Below are 25784 nucleotides of genomic sequence, written 5' to 3' on the forward strand. Positions count from 1 at the left end.
TTGCTGTGCGGGGCAAGGGTATTGGTAACTATCAAATTGTCTTAAAGCAGCGCTTGGCTGCTCTCATTACAACTACTGAATGGTTATCTCATCCAATGTGATAGTTGCTTCACTTTCCGTTCTGAGAGTGATGAATGAGGTTGCTGTGGCTACCAACCCATCGACGGTGTACGTTTGACCAGGGACGAGCTCTTCAAGTTTTACTGAATAAAACTTTGAAGAGCCGCCATGGATCGAATTAGCGCTACCTGAGGTATTGTTATCTACATATATTTGGAAGCTTTTTGCGGTGTTACCTGCTACAGCCGCGACTTTAAAGCTCACTTGATAGTTGTTACTTAAATCAAGTAGACCCGTTGTGCTTGCATCCGCTGAGGTGGTATTCACCGCAGGGGTGGTATTGGCAATGCTAATACGTGCACCTGTCATGGTTAGTTGCCCAGCGGATACATCGATTGTGCCTGTTACACGATGAAACAGCGGGGTCCCCGTACCCGCTAAACCTGATAGGTCGCGGTAGCTATTACTAAAAAATTCGTCAGCATTTGCTGCGGCAAAATTTTCAGTAAATGGTAAACCAAGCGGCTGTTGCACAGGTGGCTCACTTGGCGCTGCAATGTCAGGGATGTCTAAATCGCTTTGATCTATTTTACCAATACCGGCATGGGCAATAACATGCGCTTTAACGTCCATTACTGGAGTTAACTTATACTCGTAAGGTGCTTGGTATGAGCTGGTGGGTGTCATACCTGTAGCAGTAACCTCTGCTGCCACATCGCCGTCAGCCACATCACCCCAAGTAACGCCTTCACCTAGGTAGTTACCAGAGGTATTCCAATAACCAATTACTTTTGAGTAAAAAGAGACCACAGGATTTTTAGTATGCTCAAAGTAGTTATTCTCAATATGTAGCTCTGCGCCCATTCGTGAGTTAATCGCGCTAGAGGTGATATTGTTATAATAGTTGTTGAATATATGGCCTAGACCAAATCTAAACAACGGAACACGCGATATGATGTTTTCAAAGCGGTTATGGTGAAAGGTAATATGACGATTCTTGTTGCTGCTCGAGTCATCATCACTGTGACCATGGAGTGACGTTTTCCAGCTATCGTGAATATAGTTATATGAAATGGTAATGTTTTCAGCACCCGATTTAGAATCGATTAAACCATCATAATAATCTTGATCAACATTTAACGATGAATAGAGTTCGTTATGATCAATCCAGATATTCGCGGTAGGTTTATTTTCATCACCTTCAATCGAAATACCATCTTTACCGCCGGTAAGTACTTCATGGATTTTTAAGTTTTGGATAATGATGTTATTAGCACGACGAATAGCAATGCCGATACCACTTAGCTCACCACGATCTGCCACACCAATGATTGAGATATTATCCATATCTTTAATTTCGATAGAAGAATTATCGCCGCCACTGTTTGCATCAGTAATGACACCGTCGACATAAATAGTCACTGGAACACCTGATGATTTTGCTTGTGCTAAAGCCGATTTAAGCGCTGTGCCATTATCAACGGTCACGACTGTTCCACCTTCGCCACCGGTTAGGTTAAAATTATAACCAGCAAAACCCAGACTATTATTCACCGGTGTAATTGCAATTGGCTCATCTGGCAAGATTGGGATTGCTAGAGGTTCAGGTGTCCAACCTTGGCCATCATTAAAGCTTGCAAAAATAGCATTACGCTCAAGTAAGTTAACCACGTCGCTGTCTTGCATAATGTAACCGCCAACACGGGCACTTAAATCAAGGGCATTACCTGCTAAATCCATGCTGCCATACTCGCGCCAGCCACTGGTAGCCGTTGCAATTTCTGGATTTGGTGCAGGTTGACTGTTAACACCTTGCACAGCCCAACCTGAGGTTGCAATGTGGGTATCAAACTTATTATTGATAAGCGTTATGTTATCGAAATATGTGTCACTGCCACCACTGCGTGCAATATAGGTTGAATTATCTAACACATCATTGCCAATTGGTCCTGGGCCATGAGTAAAACTACTGTTTAAAAAGATAAAGCCAGGATCTGTTTGCACAGGTACGCGTGCTTGTAATACATAGCCTCCAGAGGTGTCTTTCGTTGGGTCATTGTCTTTAGAGTCACCTATAGTGCGTATTTCACTGCTTTCAAATAATGCGGTAACTGGGTAGCCCCAAATAAAGTCAACATTACCAGCAACTAAGCTGTTGTAGAACCAGCTATAACCTTTCAGTAATAGGGTATCTTGTTCGCTAATAAAGCTGGCATTATTAGCCACTAAACGACCATTACTATTAAAGTAAATTGTTTCAGCTTGGTTTGAATCAACCTTGTTACGCAAATGCGTGTTTTTCAATGTTAGGTTGTTGATCACTAACATATCCGCACCTTCAACTAAGAATACACCACGACCGCCACCCGGTGTGCCAGAACCTACAGGCGCACTGCCACCTGAGCCACCATTGAGTGTTTCGAAGTTTTCGTACTGAATAATAGTATTGTCTTGGCTTTGCCCTTGTATAGTTACGTTATTTTTATTACGTAAGAATAGCAGTTCATTATATACACCATCTTTGACTGAAATGGTGGTTTGCTCATCTTTAGCAAGATTTGCCATTGCAAAGTTAAGTGCACCTTGCACGGTTCTAAAGTCAGCTACACCGTCATCATCAACCAATAGTTGATTGCTTGCCGGCGTTGTCACTTTAGTGGTGAACGTCCATTGGCTATTATCACCGAGGCCAATAAAATCAGTACCGTTGAGTTGTGCGCCTAATACCACATCATCACCAATGACAACACGATAAGTATGGCCATATTCAAGCACATTATTATGCGGTTTAATGGTTAAGGTATTGCCTTCAATTGTGAGCGGGTAGTAGTACACAGAGCGGACTTTATCCTGGCCGGTGTAGCCTATCACATCGACATTTTTACCCACTTTGAGGGTATCAACAAGCGTGTTGTCGTTTTGCTTATAAATACGAACTTCACCTAAACTACCAAAGGTAGGGGCGTTATCAAAAGTAAGCGATAATTGGGTATCAACAAATTGGTTATCGCTAGCAATCGCTGGCATTACTTTAGCTGTTAAATCACCATAGTCAGCAGTTGGCATAACAAAGCCTTCTGCAACAGAGACTTTAATAGTACGGGTAATACTTGGGTCTGAATCCGATACAAATGTGATCGTTGCATCGCCTGCAGCAATCGGTGTAAGGGTGATCGTATTTGCATCGATTGTAACGCTCACCACTGCTTCATTGCTTGAAGTGACCGTGTAGGTATCGGCTGTGATACCGTCGTTTTTAATCGCTGTAACGTTGATCAACAATGGATCCATACTGGTACTTGTATCCCAATTAGGCTCTTTGTAATCAAGGGTTAACTGAATTGGCTTGATGCTAGGGTCGCCCACTTTTACATCATCAATTTCAAACGAACGATTATTCGTAAACACACCAATTAAGCCACGCGCTGTATAGCTGGTATCAGTCGCAGAGCCCATTTTCTCACCATCTAAGTATACGGTAAGTTGATCATCAATCATCTCAAATCGAGTGGTGTACCAAACGCCGTCTTCTGTAGCGCCTTTTTCACCGAGTAAGATTGGTGATTTTGTTTGCACTGGACGCGCAATCGACCCTTCGCTACTAACGGCAACTTCCACTTGCGTACTGCTTGATGAGTTTTGCACATTTAAGCCACCGGCGTACCAATTACCGGCATTTAAATAGCGTGCCATCAAAAAGATCTGCTTATTGGCCGTGGTAGAGTTCTGACGTGGGCGAATTTTCGCTTCAACAAAGTAGTTACCTGTCGACGGCACGTTTGCCATAGCTTCTTCAGTGGCTAAAATTAGCTCGCCCCCAGCTCCGCCTGCGGTGTATCGCATCATGTTATTACCCATGATATCAAGTACATCAAACTCACCCATTGGGGCTTCAGTGTTATCTGGCTTGGCTAAAATTTGCCAATTATTTAAATCACCATTGGCAAAATCATCACAAAAATACAGTTCAGGTGCATCCGTGCAGCTAAATACAGATGGATCTTTAACATACTCAACTCTGAGGTTATTGATAACCACAGTGCCGCCTGTTTCGGTACGTAACTGTAAAAATGAATTTTTAGTCGCAAGCTTTCCGGGTACTGTTAAAGTTTGACCAGCAGTAAGCGAGTTGATCAATTCATTATAAAAACGTGAGTCATTACCATGGATTGATTTAGAACTGCTTGATGAGTTGTTATCCACATAAATTTGGAATTTATTATCACCTTCAGGGTCACTTATACTGACAATATCCATCACCACTTGATAAGGACGAGACAAATCCAGCGCTCCACTGGTGGTGGTATCCGTTGCTGCTGTTTCAATACCTGGGGTGGTGTTACCTAATGTGAAACGACCTCCATTGAGTTCTAATCCAGTATCAATCACAGTGACTGAGCCGCCTGTTTTGCTAAACATGGGGATTTCATCGCCGTTTGCATCAATAATTTTTTGATGATCAACAGAGAAAATATCCGCAGTAAGTGCGGTAAAGTCAGTGGTAATTGGTAATTCTACTGTTGGGATCTCACCTTCCACAGGAGGATCAATCGGTGGTTCAACCGGCGGTTCAACATCTGGTACGTCGGTTGCCACTGTTTCAATGGTTAAGTTATCAATGACAATCATTGCCGCTGAATCAGTGCGTATTTGGAAATATGAATTTTTAATCTCAGGATTTAAAATACCGCGGGCATCGACATGAGTCAGATCAGGGCCAGTATTTACATCTTCGCCTGGAATGTAGATATATGAAAACTGTTGACCTGCAGGGGTGTTGGTTTCGTTTATGTCTTTACCATAAAACTTTGAAGCGCCACCATGCACTGAATTACTTTGACTGGCAGTATTATTATCAACATAAAGCGATAATCCACCAGCACTATTATGAGAAACAACATCAAAGCTAATGGTAAACCCTTCGCTTAAATTATAAATCCCCACACCTGAGCTATCAGTCGCTGTTGATTCTTTGCCGGGCAGGGTATTACCGATGGTAATACGGTCGCCTTCAAGAATTAGTTGGCCTGCTACATCGTCAATTTTTGCACTACCGCCACTTTTAAAATATAACGGGCCGCTGCCTTGCTCATCCGATAAGCTTTTATAGCTCGATGAGAAAAATGTTTCAGTGTCAGTATCAAACTTTTCAATTAAGGCTAAACCAGCTTGCTGAGCTAAATCGTTGAGTTTGATTAACTCTTCTTGAGCTTGTTGTTCGGAGAACACTAAAATATTGTTTTTAGCATCATCATTACTATCACAAGTAAGCACCAGTGTTGCCAATGCACTTGGATCGCTGGTGGCACAAACACTATAGGTATTATTAACCGTATTATGGGAACGAGAAATTATATACTCTGTGGTAGCTGATTCGCCTTCACCTGAGGTCAGTGCAAGTACGCGATTACCAAATAAAAACGAATAATTGCCTGTTACTGTTTCGCTACCATCCACTACTTGGCTGAATGTGCCACTAAGGTTTGCTTCATCAACGGGTGTTAATATCAACTGTGCAATACTTGCCTCACTGCCTTGTACTAATGGGTTATACAATGTTCCGCTAAAATCGGCAGTATTAAATGCTAAAGGTTGGGTGCTGTTGTATTGCTTAAAAATAAAATCAACAAAGTGCACAATCGCTTGATCAGCTGGAATTAAGGTATTATTAGCTGAGCCTGCATCAGCGAGCCACGCATTAACGTTTGCCTCAAACTCATCGCTACTAAAATAGTCCGTAATCGTTTGTCCTTCGGCTAAAGTCATAACGGCTGCTTGTGCTGCTTGCTCGCTGATGGTGATGCCATTGCTAGGATCACCATCAACATCTAGTGACTGTAATAAACGCAAACTATTAATAACAGCAGGATGAAACACGGTATCTGTCGAAAATAAAGCAAGTGGAGTTAATACATTGGCGGCAGAGACCGTAGGGAAGGTAAGTGCACCAATTGAGAAATCGATAGCTTCACCTCTAAAGTAATCGAATTGTCCATTTGCGTTTGTTACACCATTGCTTATTGATGGGCTGTTGTAGGTTAAACCAGCAACAGGGCTGTCAACAAATATCCCTTGCACTGGTGGTAACGGAGCTTCTTTGACATTGATAGAACTATCTTCACCGCAGCCTGCTAAGATCGCGGTGATCAGCAAACACGATGGTATTTTTATTGTATTATTCATGCATCCCTCCAAGGATGAAAGCGCGTCATTAACGCGTTAATTGTGTGTGAAATTAACGTTTTTCATTATTAGTAGCTGTTAATAAAATTTATAATTCATACCTAACTGGAACGTACGACCATAATCTTCACGTTGATAGAGGATTTCACCACCGGATAAATCATTACCTTTGAAATAACGTAGATCTGCTTCATCGGTTAAGTTAATCGCGTCAAAATACACGCTGAGGCTTTTCGTAAAATCATATTTCACTTTCATATCAAAGGTTAAGATATCGTCTTGGTATATATCAGCCCATGACTTACAGGTATGTGGGTCTGATACAGAAGCTGATACTGGACAAGAGCCAACCTCTTCAAGGATATCTGAGCGGTAATTACTAATTAGGCGTAACGAGAAAGTCTCATCTTCCCAACCAACAGCAATGTTACCGGTGATATCTGCTTGGCCTGGTAGCTGCATTTTGTCTTGACGAATAGTGGCGTCGAGTTCGGCTTCACTTTTTACAAAGGTCATATTACTTTGCCAAAATAAGCCATTTTCGAAGAACTGATTGTAACTAAGCTCAATCCCGTAGACTGTGGCTTTATCACCATTGAGGGTGATATCAACCTGATTTAGAGCAAGATCTTGAGGAATTGCAAAATCAGATACTTGGTTTACAGGTAAAGTAAGCGGGAGCTCATCTATGCTCATTTGAATACCGGTGACATCGACGATGAAGTTATCAATATTTTTGTAAAATACTGCAGCTTCCATAAATAACTCTTTTGATGGATACCAGCCAAACGAAGCGTCAAAGTTATCCGAAGTCATTGCCACCAAATTTGGGTTACCTACTTGTAACGCATTGTCTGGCCCTAAAATATAGCCTTGTAAATCAATTGCGCTTTGTCCATCTGGTGAGTTGTAGCATTCATTAGTCGTTGGATCACATAAACTAATATCACTATCAAAACGCGCATAACCACGCGCTTGCTTAAACGAAGGGCGGGTATAACTAGTCCACAGTGATGTACGAACCAACATTTCAGGATTTGGTTCGTAGCGTATATGAATACTTGGGAAAAATTCACTGTAGGTAATGGATGCCTCAGGTAAAGGTACCGAAATATCTAAGGTGTGATCACCGCCAAAATTCCAATCATCATTTGATAATGACATATAACCGGTTGATGAAAATTCGGTATGTGCATAGCGTACACCGGTAATAACACTGACCTGCTCTGATAGCTGCAGCTCAGTCATAATATAAGCTGCGTAGGTATCTTCGTATAAGGTATAGTCTTCTTTGGTGCTGTCAATTGACACCTCGCCACCGGTGGCACTGTCGCGCGTAATTTTAGTTGAGTCAACTATGTACTCAAGGTCTTCGTTGCTAACAAAAGGATAGGTAAATAAGCCACCCTCAGGAACCGCAAAGTTATAATCAGTAACATTTGAGTTGGCGACTGTAATGCAGGTTTCATCCGTTCCACAATCGAGAGGGTTTATTGCATAGCTCCAGCGATCTTTATCACGGAAGTGTTCGCGTTCGTTATAAGTGCCACCAATTTTAATGAAATTAAGGTACTCAAAATCAAAGTCTTTTTGTAAGTTTAACTTGATACTGGTGACTTCATCAGTGCGGACACTGTCTTCCATAAATAAGTTGTCGTATTCCATATTTGATAAATCGCTGATATCACCATCGGCTTCACCGGCAAAAACATCATTATCTGGATCTAACGCAAAACCACCTAAGGCAGCAGCTTCTTCAGGAGTTAGCACCTGTGCAACAATATTGTTTTTAGTTGCTTGACCGTAAACGATATTCTCACGCTCACGAAACTGAACTCGGCGATCCCCCACTGATTTATCATCTGTTTTTGAATACGCATATTCATAATCTACGCGTAAAGTGTCGGTAATATAGTTTTCACCACCGATACTGTAATTGGTTGTAGTCGTTTCACCTTCCTGAATGAAAAATTGGTTATAAATATCGATATCAGACAGGGCAAACTCTTTTGTATCAGCATTTACATAAATAATTTCATCGGCTTGGTCGCCATTATAAAAGTTATAAAACTCTCTTTGTGCAACGTCATCATCAGTGTAATTAGAGTAGTTACCTCGTATGTAATAAAAACTGTCTGCGGTTGGCTTAAACTCAACATTTAAAGTTGCGGTGGTACGTGTTCGATCAGCAATTTCACGGCGGTTTTCGAGTTGCGCGGGGATCAATATTTCTGGTGCAACACCTAATTGCTCTTCACTGAGGCCAATGCCACCTTGTAAAAAGTTTAATTCTCGAGTGCTATGATGGCGTACCTCATCTACTTGAGTTTTCCTATCTTCATAAGAAAGTGCAAAACCAACGCCTATTTTTTCGTCTAAGAATAGCTGTGTGCCATCAAGGCTAAACTTTGGCGAGTGTTCTTCTCTGAGTTCACTGTATGAATCTTGCAGCTTCATTTTTAGGGTGTTTTTGCCACGGTCATATGCTGAGATAGCTTTGACGTTTACTGCGCCACCTATCGAATTTAGATTCATATCAGGGGTAAGGGTTTTAAATACTTCAATGGCTCCTAATGAATCACTAGTGATACCATCAAGGCCAATTTTACGTTCATCACCCGCACCAGATAGTTCTGCACCATTCATGCTCACCGATACGAATTTAGGACCTAACCCCCGTACTGCAATGTATTTTCCTTCACCTTCACTGCGCTCTAAAGTGACACCAGGAATACGGCGTAATGACTCTGCGACATTTTGATCAACAAAGTTTCCCATGTCATCCGTGGCAATCACTGAGCTAAACGCTTTAGCATCGCGCTCCATGGAACGTGCTTTTAAATCTGCTTGATAAACGCCTGTTACAGCAATGATTTCAATATCATCTTCAGCTTCTACGGTTTTTTTAGCTGCTGTTTTCTCGGCGCTTGTTGTTGGTTTGTCATTCTCTACCTTTGGCTGTGCAGGATCAGTTGTTTGCGCATAAAGTGGCATAGCTACCATTAATGCTGCTGCGATCGTGCTTAATCTCATGCTCTTCATCTTTGTTCCTTTTTCAGGCTTATAATTGTGTGTGCGAGATATGCGATTCCCGTTGATTCAAATCCCAGCTTGCCACCGGTGGCAAAATGGAATAACATGAAGTTAACACTGTATTAATGAAACTGTCAATTTACATATTGACAATTTTTTATTTTAACCAGCATTAAAAACGAAATAGCCAAGGAACATTATGCAAGTTCTGAAGAATAATAATTTAAACTATCTCAATATCGTAATACTAAGCATCATTACTGTGTTGACGGTTTTTGTTTCGACTAATTTATACGCTGCACAAGTCAATACAACATTGGCTTTTCCAACGGCAAAAGGATTTGGTAAATACGCAACAGGGGGAGTTAATGGCACGCTTTATAGAGTGACTACATTGGAAGATAATTTAGATAAGCCCCAACCAGGCAGCCTTCGCTATGCAATTGTGCAAAAACATCCTCGCACTGTCGTATTTGCGGTATCAGGTGTGATCAAATTGGCAGGGGAACTTAAAATATCACATGGTAATATCACCATCGCGGGGCAAAGTTCGCCAGGTGGGATTGCCATTGTTGGTGCTCCTGTGACGGTCTCATCCGCAGATAATGTGATTATCCGCTATATGCGCTTTCGCTTAGGTACATTTGGCTATGCTGATGATTCATTAACGGTGCGTAACAGTGAGAATGTCATTATTGATCATTGTTCATTGAGTTGGTCAGTGGATGAAACTGCGAGTTTCTATAATAACCGTAACTTTACATTACAAAATTCCATTATTTCACATAGTTTAAGCCATTCAATTCACCCTAAAGGCGATCATGGCTATGGTGGCATTTGGGGCGGGGCAAATGCGAGCTTTATTAATAATATAATTGCCAATCATGCCAGTAGAACTCCTAGGCTTAATGGTCATAGGCTAAAATCACCGTATTCACAAAATGAAGAGTTTGTTGAGCTTATCAATAATATTATTTTTAACTGGGGACATAATAATGTTTATGGATCAGAAAATGGTCGCTTTAACTTGATTAATAATTACTATAAGCCGGGTAAAGCAAGTAAGATCATGCAGTTTGCTGATATTTGGTATTCCCCAGAGATCAAAGAAAATCAGGCATATATTATGGGTAATGTACTTGAGAATAACCCACAACTGACTGAGCATAATTATTTAGGTGTAAATTATCGCAAAGCGGTTAAAGCAAAACGCACTATTAGTGATGAAAATAGTCAGAGGTTAAGTGATAAAGCAATCATTACATCACCTATGCAAACAACGATGGTTTATGTTAGTGCTGAGCAGGCATTTACTGATGCCATTAAAGGGCAACATATAGGTGCAAGTCGTAATGCACATGGCTATTTCCATGACAGTATTGATACGCTTGTTTATCAACAGCTCACTGATAGTGTCGCGATAAAGAAAAATGGTTTGATTGATCATGAGTTTGAGCTTATTGGTAATTGGGATGCATATAAACAGGAATTTACAGGTGCTCCCGTAATCGTTGATGTTAATGAAGATGGTGTTGCGGATGATTGGTTCAAACAGCATCAGCCTCAATTAAAAAATGCAACTGCAGCGCAGGTTTTGCAGCAGTACTTAAATTCGCTTAGCGACTAACAAAGAACGCCTTGATGACTTAAAATAACCATTAACTCATCAAGGCTTTAATTTTAACAACAATAATGATCAACGAGTTTTAGCAAATTGTGCTGTTAAAAAGTCATCAATAACACTGGTCGTAGGCGTTAACCACGGCTGGAATAACCAAAATGAATGCGGCGCATCATCGAACTGGTAAACATCACTGGGTATATGCAACGCTTGTAACTTTTGTATTGCGCTGTCTCGACCTGCACGAAAGCGTGGCACTGAGCTATTAATGAAAAGTGTCGCAGGCGCGTTTTTATCAATATAGAAAATAGGCGATGCGTCGCGCCAACGCTGTGGGATAGTTTCATACCTACCTCCCAACCACTTGCTGGCTGACGTGACGGTTTTGGTTGGGTTGTTTTCAAAGGGCAGTGCTTCAGGGGACGTGAAGTCACTTAAGCCATCTATATTGATCAGCGCTTGAACATTAAATCGCTTGGAGTTAGTGTCGCTGCTATCAACAATTCCGCCGCAGTAGGCTAACAGCGCGGCTAATTGGCCACCTGCAGAGCCGCCAGATAAAGCAATCTTAGTGCTGTCTATATTATACTGAGTAGCATTATTTTTAAGCCAATAAAACGCATCAACTAAATCCTCAATTGCTGCAGGATAAGGCGCTTCCTCGCTGAGGCGGTAACTGGGCGCAGCAACAATATAACCACGTTCTACCAGCGCAATTGCAAGTGCTGTCATTAATGCGGGGGTGCCTGATTGCCAGCCACCCCCGTGGATCAAAATGATCAAAGGCGCTGTTTGCGTTTGCTGCTTTTGCTGATAAATATCTAAAGTCTGTGCACTGGTTTTAGTTTGCTTGTAAACCAGTGCTTTATGAGCGATGACAGAGTCAGCAAGTGTCGTTGCGGGCACCTGCATGTGTGGATAGTGTTTGATTAGTTTTTTATAAGTATTTTTAACGGTGTAATCAGCTGCTATGCATGGCTCAACAAATAGCAATAATACGGCAATAAAGTTCAACTTTTGATGTTTAAACATATTCATTTAATCCAAAGTGTCGTAACGGGCATAGTCAAAATCGGCATAGCTGCTAGCGCCAGGCGTGTGCGACAGGCTAAATAAGCCTAACTTAGCACCTACCCAGCGGCCTTTTTTAGCTTGGAAGTGTTCACCAATAATTTGAAACTCAGCACTTGCAGCGGTTCTATAACTAAAAATGGCTGTGGCGCCTGGTTGTAGAACGACTTTTAGTTCAAGATAGGGTTGTGTTAATGGTTGTTGCCCTACGATACTTTCTTTACAGCCTTTTCTCGCATTAAAACAGTGCACATAAACTAGCTGTTGTTCGCCAGTAGAAGATGTTTTGATACCCAGCCATGCATAGTCTTCACCAAATAAAATTAGTCCTGAGGAACTAGCTGAGTCTGTTTTGTTGACCTGCAATGTGGTTGTAAAAGCAAACTGTTCTGCAGGGATCTTTTGCAGTAACAAAGAAGGCGTCGACCATAAATTAGTATTATTTTGGGCTGTAATTGGCTGCGAGTATAAGCGTAAAAAGCCGGGGTTGTCTGTCAATGAATACCAGCTGTTACTTGGATTTGCATTCCATTGCCATAATAAGCTTAGCTCAGGGCTGTTGAATTCATCATTGTTCACTATGCTGGTGGGCTGTGGGCTAATTTTGCTTCGAGGCTTAGGGTGCTGTAAAACCGGTTGCCCAGTTCCATTACCATTTTTATCTATGCCAATGATTGGCCAATCATTGTCCCAGTGCATCGGTTGTAAATGAGTGATACGGCCATACGCTTGTTTGCTTTGAAAGTGAATAAACCAGTCCTCATCAAATTGGGTGTGAACCCACGCACCTTGATGAGGACCGTTGATGACTGAGTTGCCTTGTGCCATGACAATTTTGGCTTCATAGGGACCAGTAATATCTTTTGATCTAAATACCGATTGCCAGCCTAAATCTACGCCACCAGTAGGCGCAAAAATATAGTAGTAACCGTTACGTTTATAAAATTTAGGACCTTCAATGGTGCGATATCCAGGGTGATTTTTACCATCGACAATGTGTGTAAATTTATCACTGACCCTACTCGCGTCATCTTTCATTTCACGTAGTGTGAGTACATTATTAAAGCCAGCACGACTTTTTGCCCATGCATGTATTAAGTAGGTTTTACCATTGTCGTCCCATAGAGGTGCCGGATCGATCAATCCTTTACCCGCTAAAATAAGCTGTGGGGTTGACCAAGTTCTAGCAGGATTATCTGTTGTGGTTACATAAATACCAAAATCAGGATCAGGGTAAAAAATCCAAAATTTATTATCATGAAAACGGATTGTGGGCGCCCATACGCCGTTGCCATGTTGTACTTTTGCAAAGTGGGCTTGTTGCAACTGTATTGGCAGCGCATAATTAATTAACTGCCAGTTGACTAAATCGGTAGAGTGTAAAATAGGCAAGCCAGGTGCAGAGTTGAAGCTAGATGCTGTCATGTAATAATCGCCATTAACAGCAACCACATCTGGGTCGGAATAATCGGCATGCAAGATTGGGTTTTTATATTCGACATTACCTAGATCTGCTTGCCACGGACTTTGAGTGTGTGTTGGCGATAGTAATTGCGACTCTTTTGCATAACATTGGCTGCCACTTAAGCAAACAACCAACAGTGCTAAATAGAAATAGTATTGGTTGCTTAGCATCGGTTATTTCTCCATTTCTAAACTAGCAAGAATAAAAGGCCCGACTGCTTTAGGATCGTTCGCACGTACATTTTCACTAATGTAATAAGCAAAGCTGCCATCTCGATAGGGTTTTCCGCCAAGTCCTGCTACTTCACATACTTGTTGGATTGATAAGGTGTTATCTGCTTGTGGTTTAATAAAGTTGCTAACTACAGCATTAAAGGTGTTTTTTGCAATCGCTTGGTAGCTATCAGACAAGTAACCTTGATTAACACCTCTTGCAATCGCATAGCTGAGCATAGCACTGCCTGATGACTCTAAATAATTGCCGTGTAATTCACCTTTATCTGTAACTTGATACCATACACCGGAGTCAGAACGTAGTTTTAACATGTTATCAATCAATGTATTAAAGCGCTGTAATAGCCACACTTTTTTAGGGTAATCATTCGGTAGTTGATCTAATACATCAACCATTGCCATGGCGTACCAACCGATAGAGCGCGACCAATGATTAGGTGATTGTCCGGTTTTTTTATCTGCCCAACGCTGTTGTTTAGACTCATCCCAGCCATGTAAAGGTAAAGCGGTGTCACTGCGATAAGTATGTTTTTCAATTAATTGAAACTGCTTTATAACATCATCATACTGATCTGCTGTCCCAAAGCGGCGGATATATTCGGCATAAAAGGGCGCTGCCATATATAAACCATCAAGCCACATTTGCGAGGTATAGCGTTTTTTATGCCAAAAGCCACCATCAATTGTGCGAGGTTGTAATTTGAACTGTGCATATAGCGTATCGAGGGCAAGGCGATATTTACGGTCTTTTGTTTCATCAAACATAAAAAACAGTAACTTGCCGGCATTGAGCATGTCGAGATTATATTTACTCATTACGTAGGTTTTAATACTGCCATCTTCCATTACTAACGCGTCTACATATTCTTTAATGTAATTGAAATAGCGTTGCTCTGGTTGATGCTGATAGAGCTTGGCAAATGACAGTAACACTAAGCCATGGGTGTAGTCCCAGCGCGGTTCAGTGCGCCAATCAATGGTGTACGCCTGTGGATTACGAGTCATCTCAGAGTTAGCCATTTGCAGGGCATAGCTCAGTGAGTTGTTATTATTTTGCGCAGACACATTCATTATTGAGCAGAATAAGCAGCAGATAAAAAATGAAATAATATTTTTATTTGCGCTGTCTTTATTGGTTTTAATTATACGCATCATAAATCCTTATGAGCTTAGTGTGCTGATGTTGTTGAAGGGAAGTGAGAGTTAGCCGGTAAGCAAAAATGCGATGAACTTTGCTTACCGGCTGACTAATCTATGACTGGTTAGTTGTTACCAGCTAGAAGCTTAGCTACTTCAAGGCTTGCTAGAATGAAGGGACCATTTCCTTTAGGATCATTATTGCTGACCGGCTCACTCATATAATAGTGATAACTACCATCACGGCCAAAGCCAAGGCCTGCAACATAGCATTGGTTGGTCATACTCACCGTGCCATCACTATGGACTAATGTAAATTGGTTAAGTAAACCTTGATACGCTGCAAGCGCGGTGCCTTGATAATCAGCATCGATATAGCCATTATTAAGTGCTTTTGCATAAAAGTAAGCGAACATTGCTGTTGCAGTTGACTCTTGGTAGTTACCTAAAGCCGTTGGTTTGTCTAAAACTTGCCACCATGTGCCGGTATCAGTATCTTGAACTTTGGCTATATCAGTGGCCAACTCTTTTACCATGGCGAGTAAGGTATCGCGTTGCTCTGTGTTTTTTGCTGGGATGTAATCGAGTACATCAACCACTGCCATAGCGAGCCAACCCATACCACGGCCCCAAAACTCTGCGGAAACACCGGTTTGTTTATTCGCCCATGCTTGCTGTTTAGATTCATCCCAACCGTGATAGTACAACCCTGTCTTTGGATCGCGTAGTGCTTCGCGAGTGAGCTTAAATTCGTTTACAACCTCTGAAAAGGTTTCTTGTTGCTGGTGGCCCGTTTCAAATAAGCTACCGTACTGGGCTAAAAAAGGCATACCCATGTAAACGCCATCTAGCCACACTTGATGTTGATATTTGTTTTTGTGCCAAAATGCGCCTTGTGATGTACGTGGCTGTAACTGTAATTGTGCTCGCAAAGCTTTTGCAGCGGATAAGTATTGTTGCTGCTGGGTATCTTGGTATAGCTGAATAAGGTTGCGACCGGGTGGAATATTATCAATATTGAAATTGCTTTGTTTATAGGCGCTGATTTTCCCTTGCTGATCAATAAAGCTGCCAGTAACATGCGCAATCACATCCTTATAAGCTTGTTCATCAGTTGCCAGCCCTAATTGATAATAAGCATAAGGTTGTAAACCGATAATGTCGTATTCAAACTTTGGGCTGCGCTTACGGTTAACATCCCAGCCATTGGCATGATAGCCTAGTGCTTTTCTTTTCAGCTCTGAATCGGCAAGGGCGCGGGCCCATTCAAGGGCTATTTTATCATTAAGCGGTTGCGTCGTTTTTTTTGCTGTAACTGTGGTATGCAAAGTAATGCGTGGTTTAATTGTCAATCTTTCAGCTTGTTGATCAAGGTACTCAATAAAGCTTTCTTTATCGTTGATACCACTTTCAGGTTGCCAAACAGAGGCAAAATAGTAATCAGCATGCAGTGTATTTTGCCCTTTAGGTTTAAGCACTGCAAGGTAGTTATTTTTGTCTTGGCGTACATCAATAACATCACCTTTTTTAAAAAATACCGCCATACCTAAAGCTGATTTATCTAAACTCTGATTGCCCCAACTGGCAATATAGCTATAGCCATAATTACTCATTGCATCCAGATCACCTTGAATAAACTCAGTATCTGGGTGTTTGACCACACCGGCCACTAAATTAGGCAAATCTTTATCAGTGTTCAGTTCTACATGTGCCAAACGTGAGCCGCCGTGCATACTAATATTGGCTATTAAATCTTGCTGTTGATAGCTATTTTGCCAGCCTTGATACTCAATTTGTATACTGGCGCGTAAATAGCCATTTTCAATAATCCGTGCTGTACGTTTGCTAACATCAGATACATGTTCCAGCTCATCATTACTACCCATCAAACCAAATCCGCCAGCACCTAAAGACTTACCCACTTTAAGGATATCCATGCCCCAGTCTTGTTTGTCATGATACGAAGAATAACCATCAAGGCCGACAGTATGTAGCACAGGTTGTGTTGTTAATTTGCCGAAAATATCAAAACCATTACGCCAATCTAGATAAAAACGGTAACCGACTTTATCCGACTCAATACCTGGGCCTTCGTAACGGATCCAATTTGAATGATCGGTGTAATAATCTGGTGGTGTTAACTCATCAACATTTTTAAATTCACCGCCTACATACTCTTTTTTACCTGTGCCAACTTGGTGTTTTGGCGGACGAGAATGAGGCTGCCATTGACCACCTTGTTTATGGGCAAGATCAGCTTGAACACGTTTTGTTTGTGCTGTGATTGATGGGCTACTTTGCTGTGTAATGGTGACTTCAATCGGTTTATCATTTAAATCGACAATAAAATACACACCATCAAGTTCACCGTCTGAATCAATATCTACTGCTTGGCTTGGTAATACTTGCTGCGCTGTTTTTACAGTTAAAGCAGCAGTTTGGCTAAGACCTAAATCGTAATAGCTAAGATAGATAGGCTCGTCAGGGCGTTTAAACGAAGATGGATTAACAATGTCTACTTTAGCAATTAGTGCGCTACTGAGAGAGTTAGTCTCACTTGCTTGCAATGGTTTTTTAAGGTCAGCTTGTTCTTGGCAGGCAGCCAGTAAAAGGCTAGAGCCTAGAGCTGTTCCCATCATAATGCGCTTTGATAACAGTGATGTTTTTAAAGTCATGGTGTGTCCTCAATGGTTGAGCCACTTAAATTAAGTGGCTCTATTATTGTTATTTATCGAGATTATATGCTTTTTTCACTAGCCCATAGGTTAGTTGATAAGCCAGTGTCTGCGCAGCGATTTCACTAATTTGATGATTAGCTACTAATTCAGCTAAGTATCGGCAGTCAACGCGGCGTGCAACATCATGGCGAGCGGGGATAGATAAAAATGCACGGGTATCGTCATTAAAGCCAACTGTATTGTAAAAACCTGCTGTTTCAGTTGTTTGCTGTCTAAAACGTAGCATACCTGCCGGGCTGTCATGGAACCACCATGCTGGGCCTAATTTTAGGCTAGGGTAGTGGCCTGCTAGTGGCGCAAGTTCACGACTATAGGTAGTTTCATCTAACGTAAATAAGATGATTTTAAGATCCGGGTGATTCCCGTATTTACTCAATAGTGGTTTTAACGCATTAACGTATTCAGTTTGGCTTGGAATATCACAGCCTTTATCACGGCCAAATTGATCAAATACCGCTTGGTTATGATTACGATGTGCACCAGGGTGAATTTGCATCACTAAGCCGTCTTTAATGCTCATACCTGCAAGTTCAGTAAGCATTTGACCTCGGAATAACTCTTGTTCTTGCTCAGATGAATGGCCTGTTCGGCATTTTTCAAATAATGCTTCACACTCAGCTGTAGATAAGTCAGCAGTTAATGCAGTAGGGTGGCCATGATCGGTTGCTGTTGCACGGCCTTCAATACGGAAGTAATCACGACGTATTTGAATTGCTGCTAAATAACCTTGCCAAGTTGATGTATCTTGGTCGGTTATCTCACCAAGTTTAATTACGTTGTCGATAAAATCTTCGCGGCTTGCATCAACCACATCATCCGGTCTAAAGGTGGTGATCACACGTTTTGCCATTGCAGAGCCTGCAATTGCACGGTGGTGCGGGAGTTGATCAAGAGCACCTTCGGTTGTGGCAATCAGTTCAATGTTAAAGCGGTCCATCAGTGCATGAGGCTTGAACTCAGGTGTTGCTAACGCAGCTGTAATTTTTTGATAATAGTGCTGACCATTTTCCGAGCAAAGTTTTTCAGTAAAACCAAATACATCGCTGAATACGGCATCAAGCCAATAGCCGCTAGGTGTGCCTGCGTATAGATGATAGTTATCAGCAAAAATTTGCCATACTTTTTCAGGTTCAGCTGCTTTAGAGCGAGCCATATCGCCTTGAAGGCCATGTTCTGGCACACCTAAATCAGTCATTGGGATACCTTGACTGTAGAGCATTCTAAACACATAGTGATCGGGTTTTATAAACAGCTCGGTTGCATTGCCGAAGTTTTCATTTTCATTAAACCAACGTGGATCAGTGTGACCGTGTGGGCTAACAATCGGTAAGTCTTTAATTGATTCATATAACTTTCTAGCGATAGCAACGACGCTAGGAACGCTTGAAAATAAACGATCTGGGTGCAACTCTAAAGGTTCGATATTGCTCGGCATTGAAGATTCCTTAACTGTTCTGCTTGTATTTTGCCACCGGTGGCATGTAAGAGTAAATTACACTGTCAACGTATGGCAGTCAATATGTTAATTAGTTGTTGTTTAGTACCTGAAGGCAGGCTTGAGTGATTTTTTCATAGTCTTTACTTTGCACCCATTGTGGTTGTGCAATCCATGTACCGCCTACGGCCATCACATTGCTAAGTGCTAAATAGTCTTTAAAGTTTTGCTCATTAATGCCGCCTGTAGGGCAAAAGCGAATATCAGCAAATACGCTGCTGACTGCTTTTAAAAACTGTTCGCCACCACACAAAGAAGCAGGAAACAATTTTTGCTCAGTAAAGCCATATTCTTTAGCAAGTAAAATATCTGCGGTGTTTGAAACACCCGGCACAACAGGGACCGACGATTGGCTAAGGGCATCGAGTAACCGTGGCGATATAGCAGGCGTAACAATAAAATCACTGCCTGCGGCAAGGCTTTTTGCAAGTAACGCTTGATCGGTAATGGTGCCTGCACCTACACATAAATCGGGCAGTGCTTTTTTAATCGCGATTAATGCGTCAAGTGACGCTGGCGTGCGCAGCACAACTTCCACTAATTGGATACCCGCCTTATGCATCGCGGTCGCAATAGCGACACCTTCTTCACTACTATTTGCTTGTATTATAGGCAGTATTGGTTGGGTGCCTAATAATGTTGAAAACGCGTTCATACATCGGTTCCTATCATGATTGCTGTAATTGCGCCATTGTCAGTGGCTGTTTGTTTAAAGTGACATTATCTAAACTCATATTATTTACATGAGCTACGATTGACTGACTGCCTACTTGGTCAAAATGGCAGTTTTTAAAATGAATATCGTTAATTGGTGCGCGTTCAAAGCCATTAAGATAAAACGCTTTACTGAGCACATTTTTACAATGTAAGTTTTCAATTTGAATATCGCGAACTGTTGGATCGAATTGTCCTGCATCGCCTTCTTCATAATAGAAGTTGATCACCACAGCGTTTTTAACGGTGCCAACGTCAACATTACGAATGCGTATATGCTCGATCAAACCGCCACGTACTGAGTTAGTTTTGATACGAATAGCGCGTTCTAGATGCGGGCTGTCCATAGTACAATTTTGCACAAAGACATTGTTTACACCACCTGATATTTCGCTACCAATAACCACTCCACCGTGGCCTTCTTTCATATGGCAGTTTTCAATAACAATGTTTTGTGAGGGGACACCGACACGTCTTCCGTCTGCATTTCGCCCTGATTTAATCGCGATACAGTCATCACCGGTATCAAATACACAGTTTTTAATATGTACATGATCGCAGCTCTCTGGGTCACAACCATCAGAGTTTGGCCCGTGGCTTGAAAAATTAACCTTATCAACCGTAACACTTTGGCATAAAACCGGATTCACTAACCAAAATGGCGAGTTTTTAATTGTCACACCTTGGATTAAAATATTTTTACATTTATACGGTTGAATAAAGGGAGGGCGTAAATAGGCGCCAGTACTGTATATACGTTCGCTTACTGGCACACCAGCTTCGGCATCAACCATCAACTGATCCCGTGCTTCACGCTGGTGCAATACTTTACCTTGACTATCTTTAATTAAATCCCAATGGCCTTCCTTGTGTGGTCCCTTCCAAGGCCACCACGTTTGGTTATCGCCATTTCCTTGGAGTGTTCCTTTACCTGTGATGGCAATATTTTCTTGCTCATAAGCATAGATCAGTGGTGAGTACCCCATCATTTCTAAGCCTTCCCAGCGAGTAAATACCTCGGGTAAGTAATGATTAGGATCAGTGCTGAAACTTAATATTGCCTTATCAGCCAAATGTAAATTTACGTTAGAAAGTAAATGAATGGCACCGGTCAAGTAGGTACCATTTGGAATGTAGACCTGACCACCTCCTTGTGCGTGGCAGGCTTCAATGGCGCCTTTAATTGCTTGCGTACAATCATATTGTCCATTTTCTTTAGCGCCAAAGTCTTTAATATTAAATTGCTTAGCAGGGAAGGTCGGGACGACAATGTTGGCTTTTATTTGTTCAGCCATTTGCCAATCGTCTGCGCTAATAGGCGCTTCAAAAACATTGAGTAAAGGTGCTGACTGACAGCCCATTAAAGTTGCTGTTACCAAAGTGCTAGAAGCTAATGCTTTGAGAAAATAGCGTCGTTGATTATTCATCTTGTATCCTGCTGCTGTAAATTGGAATTATTATAATAAGCTAACATTAGCAGTTATTGCCACCGGTGGCAATATCATTTTACTACTTAGTTTAAATTATCAAAGATTTATTGTTTTTGAAAAAGTTATTTAAAATTAGTAACTAATAAAATAATCGACAGTAAAAACCATCGATTATGCACGGGGGGGAGTATTATATTGCAGACATAGCCTCAATTAACGAGGCTATGTGTTAATTAAGTTTAGAAAGTGCCCCTTACACCCAGTAAAAACTGGCGACCTGATGACAGATTTTCATAAGGGCGAGGGGTATAAATATCATTCCACATATCTTGTTTTTCATCTGTTAAATTAACGGCTTCAAATGAAACACTCATTTTTTCTGTTAACTTGTAGCGAGCATAAAAAAAGCACGAGGCGATACATCCTCATCAACATCACTATAACGAGTATTGACATTGTAAGCCCCTTTAAAGCCATCATATTGAAATGGAAGCGCCGTTTGTAAGTTAACATTGCCTGAGATGCCACCGTCTTCAAGTTCAGCAGAAACGGTTTTATTAATATCTATTTGGGTAAACAGTTCAGAGGAAAATACATTAAAATCAAATGCACGAGATGTATTTGAACCACCCGCAGCGTCTGTTGCAGCACCAGCAGATGCCGACTCCATACCATTAATTGTGGTTTTGACGTAACGAGAACCTAAACCGCGAATGGTAATTTGACGACCTTCACCTGCATCCTCTTCAATGGAGATACCAGGTACACGCGAAAGTGAGTCAGCAACATTTAAGTAAGGAAATTTACCAATATCTTCAGCAATGATAGTCTCACGTGTACCAACGGCTTCACGCTTAGTCATTAAAGCGGCATTGATACTACCGCGAAAACCTTTTACTTCGATCACTTTAAGTTGATCATCAGCAACAGCTTCATCTTGAGGCGCTGCATATGCTAAGCCACTGGTTAATGCGCCACTGAGTATTAAATTGGTCATCAACTTACTAAGTTTAAAATTATGTGTGCTGGTTGTCATAGTGGTTCCACGTTCTACTTATTGTTATTAAGTTAACATGACTTGAATTAGTGTGTTTGTCATGTACTTGTTCTGATTCTTATTACACCTAACCTAATAATTCATAATGGGAAAAAAACGAGAAAGTATGTAGCGAAGTATTGATTAATTATTTTTGTTACCGGTGGTATAAGTGAGAAGTATAATGTTATTGATGTGATGTCAAACGAAAAAAATAACATAATTCATCTTTAATTTACATTTTCAATGGCGTGCGAATACCATTCAAGTGCAACATTATTTATAAGCACTGTGATTTAACTGATTATTAGCCATCGGCTGCACTACGTTTTAATTATAAATAACTGGTGCACTACCTTAGTCATAGAAAAACAGCTTAATTAAAATGTTAATTAAGCTGTTTACTTTAGGGGAATTTAAAGTTTAAGCATTGCTTTATAAGTTGTAGCGTATTCCTAAAAAGTACTGTCGACCGGTATGATTATATTCACGTGGTAAATCTAAACTACCATCACCCGTGGTATACAGGCGTTCATACTCATCGGTAAGGTTAATTGCTTCAAATGTTACGGTTACATTTTCATTAATATTATAAAAGGCTGATAGGTCAAAATGTGTTGGACCAGATGTCGCTTCTTCAGCATTCCCATTGTTACCTGTGTAATCAGTGATGTAATTGTCGCGTTTATTCACTGAAGCACGAGCGCCATAGTTTTCTTCTTCATAATACAGGGTAAAGTTATAAGAATTTTTAGAAAGACCCGTAATTTCACCTGCAGAGACATACGTATAGTTAGACACTAACCCCATATTTTTTAACAACCCAGGTAGGAATGAAAAAGGTTGCTGATAAATAAGTTCTAGCCCTTTAATCACAGTTCCTTGACCATTTACAGGGACGAAATGTGTGTAAGGGGTAGTTCTAGGATCGAGTGCACTTGATGGATCATATTGCGGATCATTATCAATAAAGGGTAAATAAGCAGGATCGACGAGTTTTTCTTCACTATCACTTTTTATAAAAGAGCCAATATCTTTGTAAAACGCTGTTGCTGCTAATAGCGACTCTTCTGCAAAGTACCATTCAACACCAACGTCTGTATTGGTAGAGGTGAATGGGTCTAAGAATGGGTTACCCGCACTAACAGTGCCGTTTAAATAAGAAAACGATGGATTACCAGGATTGAGTGAACTCAAACTCGGGCGGGTCATGGTTTTAGATAAACCCAGCCTTACAATCACATCATCGGTTGCATCAAGGGCTAAATTTAGCACTGGTAAAATATTGTCATAGCTATTGTCAATTGATACCGCATCAGTTTGAATAAAACCTGTTGATGTGGTTTCAGTTTTTACATAACGAACACCTGCATTAGTTCTGAGCAGCATACTTGAAATTTCATACTCAAAATTTGTTTCGATGTAGGCAGCCATTGTTTCTTCTTCAACTTTCCAGCTCTGCGCACTGCGTGGCACCCACTCTTTAAGTAAAAGCTGTGAATTTATTGCATCAAAATCAGCCACTAGAAAGGGTGATAACGTGCCGTCATAACCGGTGCCAAAATCATCGTAGGGTATTAGCTGAGAAAATCCAGCTGCAGAATCTTGATCAGGAAAACCGTTTATTTGTGATTCATCGTAACTAACCGTTCTGTCGTTATAGGCTATACCGCCTTTGATATTCATCAGATCCATCTCGTATGATAAATCAATTTTAGCGGTGTCATTTTCGCGCAGTACATCTGTTGCACGTAAGCGCCCATCGGCTAAATCAAAAGAGTTGGCATCTAGAGTATCGTAATCGTAATTCATTACAGCGGTATTATTGCTGGTGCCAAAATCCATCGATACTCTATGAGGTGTGTTATTAGTCATGTTATAACGATACTGTTCAGAGCGAGCATCCGATTCAGCAGTGCCCACCATAGCGTCTAATCGAAGGTAATCAGATAAATGATATTTAGCTGAGAATACGTACTGTTGAAATTTTGTTTTTGAAATCTGCTGACGGCTTTCTACTCGAGATTTAACGCCGTTAAATGTCGCTGCTTGGACCTGTTTTCCATTGTCAGAAATCGTAATCGATTCAGGAGTAATTTCGCTGAATGTGTTTCTAAACATCTCGAAAAAGTTGTACATAGTGCGGTCATTATCAAGAGTTGAATGTAATGTATCTAGTGTAAGGACCAGATCATCGTAAGGAGCATATTGTAATGAACCGGTAAAGCCTAAACGTTCTTGTTCATTACCAAAAAAATCAGGGCGAGGCAGGCGAGGCGTATATAAGCAGTTCACAGCATCGACTGTTTGACCTTCGAACTCACAGTCCCCTGTATTGGGTGTGCCAATAACTTCAGTATTAGAGGTGTCAGCATAGATACCGCCACCATCGAGTACGGGGGTGGTCCAGCGAACTGTACCAAAGCCTTCTTGGCGTACGGTGCGTTCAGATTTTGCGACAGAGAATAAAGCCCCGATTGTATCATCAGCAAATGTGTTGCTGATCATAAATACCATCCGTGGGTCGACTTCTTCAGTGAGGTCGTTATAACCGGCTTGCGCGGACGCTGCAACATGAAAGCCTGTTGTGTCAAAAGGACGTGCAGAATACATATCAATAGTGCCCGCTATACCACCTTCTTCAGTTGCGGCCGTGGGCGTTTTTTGGATATCAACACGATTAAATAGTTCGGATGCAAATATATTAAAGTCAAATGCACGGCCACCGTTTACGCCGCCACCAGAGTCGGTGCCATCGGTACTAGCAGGTACTTCCATACCATTAAGTGTTGTGCGGGTAAAAGCCGGACCTAAGCCACGCAACGTAATTTGACGTCCTTCACCACCTTCACGAGAAATAGCTACCCCAGGAATACGTTGTAATGATTCTGCGATATTCAGATCAGGGAATTTACCAATATCTTCAGCCGCGATGGATTCAGTGGTATTTACTTCAAAACGTTTAGTTGCTAAGGATTTATTTAATGATGATCTAAATCCAGTTACTTGAATTAACTCTATGTCATTTTGGGCTTTAGTATCTGTTTGTGGCTGTTCATCGGCTGCGATTGCATACGATGTTGTGCCCAGTAGTAAGGCACTAACAATGCAGTTAAGTGGTTTGATAACGAACTTATTTGCAGTCTTCATTGTGTGTTCCTTTTTTATGCTGTTGATTTGAGCTTTTATTTTTATCACTTTATCTAGCCAGTAAAATGTAAGTCTATGATTAAAAGTCATAAAACTATTATTTTAATCAGTAGCGATATCAGGGAAATAAAATTGCTACCGGTGGCATAAAAATCAAGTTATATCTAAAAAAGCGTATTGTCAAACCTAGTAAATTACATTTTTCATACTTCATTTACATTTTTTGCAGTAAAAGTACATTAAGGACTGGTTTAATTTTATTCAGCACCATGATTTAACTTGTTATTTGCCACCGGTGGCAGTTGGTGGTATGTTTATAACGACAACCACAATTAAGTAAAATTATTTTTTCACTCAATTACAAAAGATAATTTTATAAAGAGCTAAACTGATTTTTTAAAAACAATAAAGAGCGAGT

The 25784-nt window shown here is 41.0% G+C and carries 13 protein-coding genes; 1 reads left to right on the forward strand and 12 read right to left on the reverse strand.

All coding sequences use genetic code 11. From position 1 onward, the window contains the following. Nucleotides 1–72 precede the first annotated feature (72 nt). Entirely contained in the window at nt 73–6243 is a 6171-nt protein-coding gene (locus GQR53_RS01425) for a pectinesterase family protein (RefSeq protein ID WP_165742668.1), read from the reverse strand. A gap of 78 nt (nt 6244–6321) precedes the next feature. Next, entirely contained in the window at nt 6322–9285 is a 2964-nt protein-coding gene (locus GQR53_RS01430) for a TonB-dependent receptor (RefSeq protein ID WP_165742669.1), read from the reverse strand. A gap of 253 nt (nt 9286–9538) precedes the next feature. Between GQR53_RS01430 and GQR53_RS01435 the strand changes: the two genes are divergently transcribed. Next, on the forward strand, nt 9539–10903 hold the full coding sequence (locus GQR53_RS01435) for a hypothetical protein (protein ID WP_331461828.1): 1365 nt from the start codon (nt 9539–9541) through the stop codon (nt 10901–10903). A 69-nt stretch (nt 10904–10972) separates the two neighbouring features. On the opposite strand, the gene GQR53_RS01440 is transcribed toward GQR53_RS01435, so the two are convergent. From GQR53_RS01440 to GQR53_RS01480, 10 genes are all read right to left on the reverse strand, one after another. Then, a complete protein-coding gene (locus GQR53_RS01440) occupies nt 10973–11935 on the reverse strand; it encodes an alpha/beta hydrolase (RefSeq protein ID WP_231619923.1) in 963 nt (320 codons plus the stop codon). Next, entirely contained in the window at nt 11936–13603 is a 1668-nt protein-coding gene (locus GQR53_RS01445; RefSeq protein WP_165742672.1) for a glycoside hydrolase 43 family protein, read from the reverse strand. Between the two features lie 3 nt (nt 13604–13606). Further along, nucleotides 13607–14818: a glycoside hydrolase family 88 protein gene (locus GQR53_RS01450; protein ID WP_165742688.1), complete on the reverse strand. Its 1212-nt coding sequence runs from the start codon at nt 14816–14818 to the stop codon at nt 13607–13609. Between the two features lie 110 nt (nt 14819–14928). Further along, nucleotides 14929–17478: a glycoside hydrolase family 88 protein gene (locus GQR53_RS01455; protein ID WP_165742673.1), complete on the reverse strand. Its 2550-nt coding sequence runs from the start codon at nt 17476–17478 to the stop codon at nt 14929–14931. Nucleotides 17479–17527: 49 nt separating this feature from the next. Beyond that, nucleotides 17528–18976, reverse strand: a complete 1449-nt coding sequence (gene uxaC, locus GQR53_RS01460; protein WP_165742674.1) for a glucuronate isomerase — start codon at nt 18974–18976, stop codon at nt 17528–17530. Between the two features lie 91 nt (nt 18977–19067). After that, on the reverse strand, nt 19068–19691 hold the full coding sequence (gene eda / locus GQR53_RS01465; protein WP_064664870.1) for a bifunctional 4-hydroxy-2-oxoglutarate aldolase/2-dehydro-3-deoxy-phosphogluconate aldolase: 624 nt from the start codon (nt 19689–19691) through the stop codon (nt 19068–19070). Between the two features lie 13 nt (nt 19692–19704). Then, a complete protein-coding gene (locus GQR53_RS01470; protein ID WP_165742675.1) occupies nt 19705–21177 on the reverse strand; it encodes a glycoside hydrolase family 28 protein in 1473 nt (490 codons plus the stop codon). Nucleotides 21178–21419: 242 nt separating this feature from the next. Continuing rightward, nucleotides 21420–21554, reverse strand: a complete 135-nt coding sequence (locus GQR53_RS21685; RefSeq protein ID WP_269435818.1) for a hypothetical protein — start codon at nt 21552–21554, stop codon at nt 21420–21422. Nucleotides 21555–21562: 8 nt separating this feature from the next. Beyond that, nucleotides 21563–22216 carry a TonB-dependent receptor plug domain-containing protein gene (locus GQR53_RS01475; protein ID WP_231619925.1) on the reverse strand — a complete coding sequence of 218 codons (654 nt, stop codon included), beginning with the start codon at nt 22214–22216 and terminating at the stop codon, nt 21563–21565. Between the two features lie 435 nt (nt 22217–22651). Next, on the reverse strand, nt 22652–25366 hold the full coding sequence (locus tag GQR53_RS01480; protein WP_165742676.1) for a TonB-dependent receptor: 2715 nt from the start codon (nt 25364–25366) through the stop codon (nt 22652–22654). Nucleotides 25367–25784 lie beyond the last annotated feature (418 nt).

The sequence above is a fragment of the Pseudoalteromonas sp. Z9A6 genome (genome assembly GCF_011378805.1).
GTDB lineage: Bacteria > Pseudomonadota > Gammaproteobacteria > Enterobacterales > Alteromonadaceae > Pseudoalteromonas > Pseudoalteromonas distincta.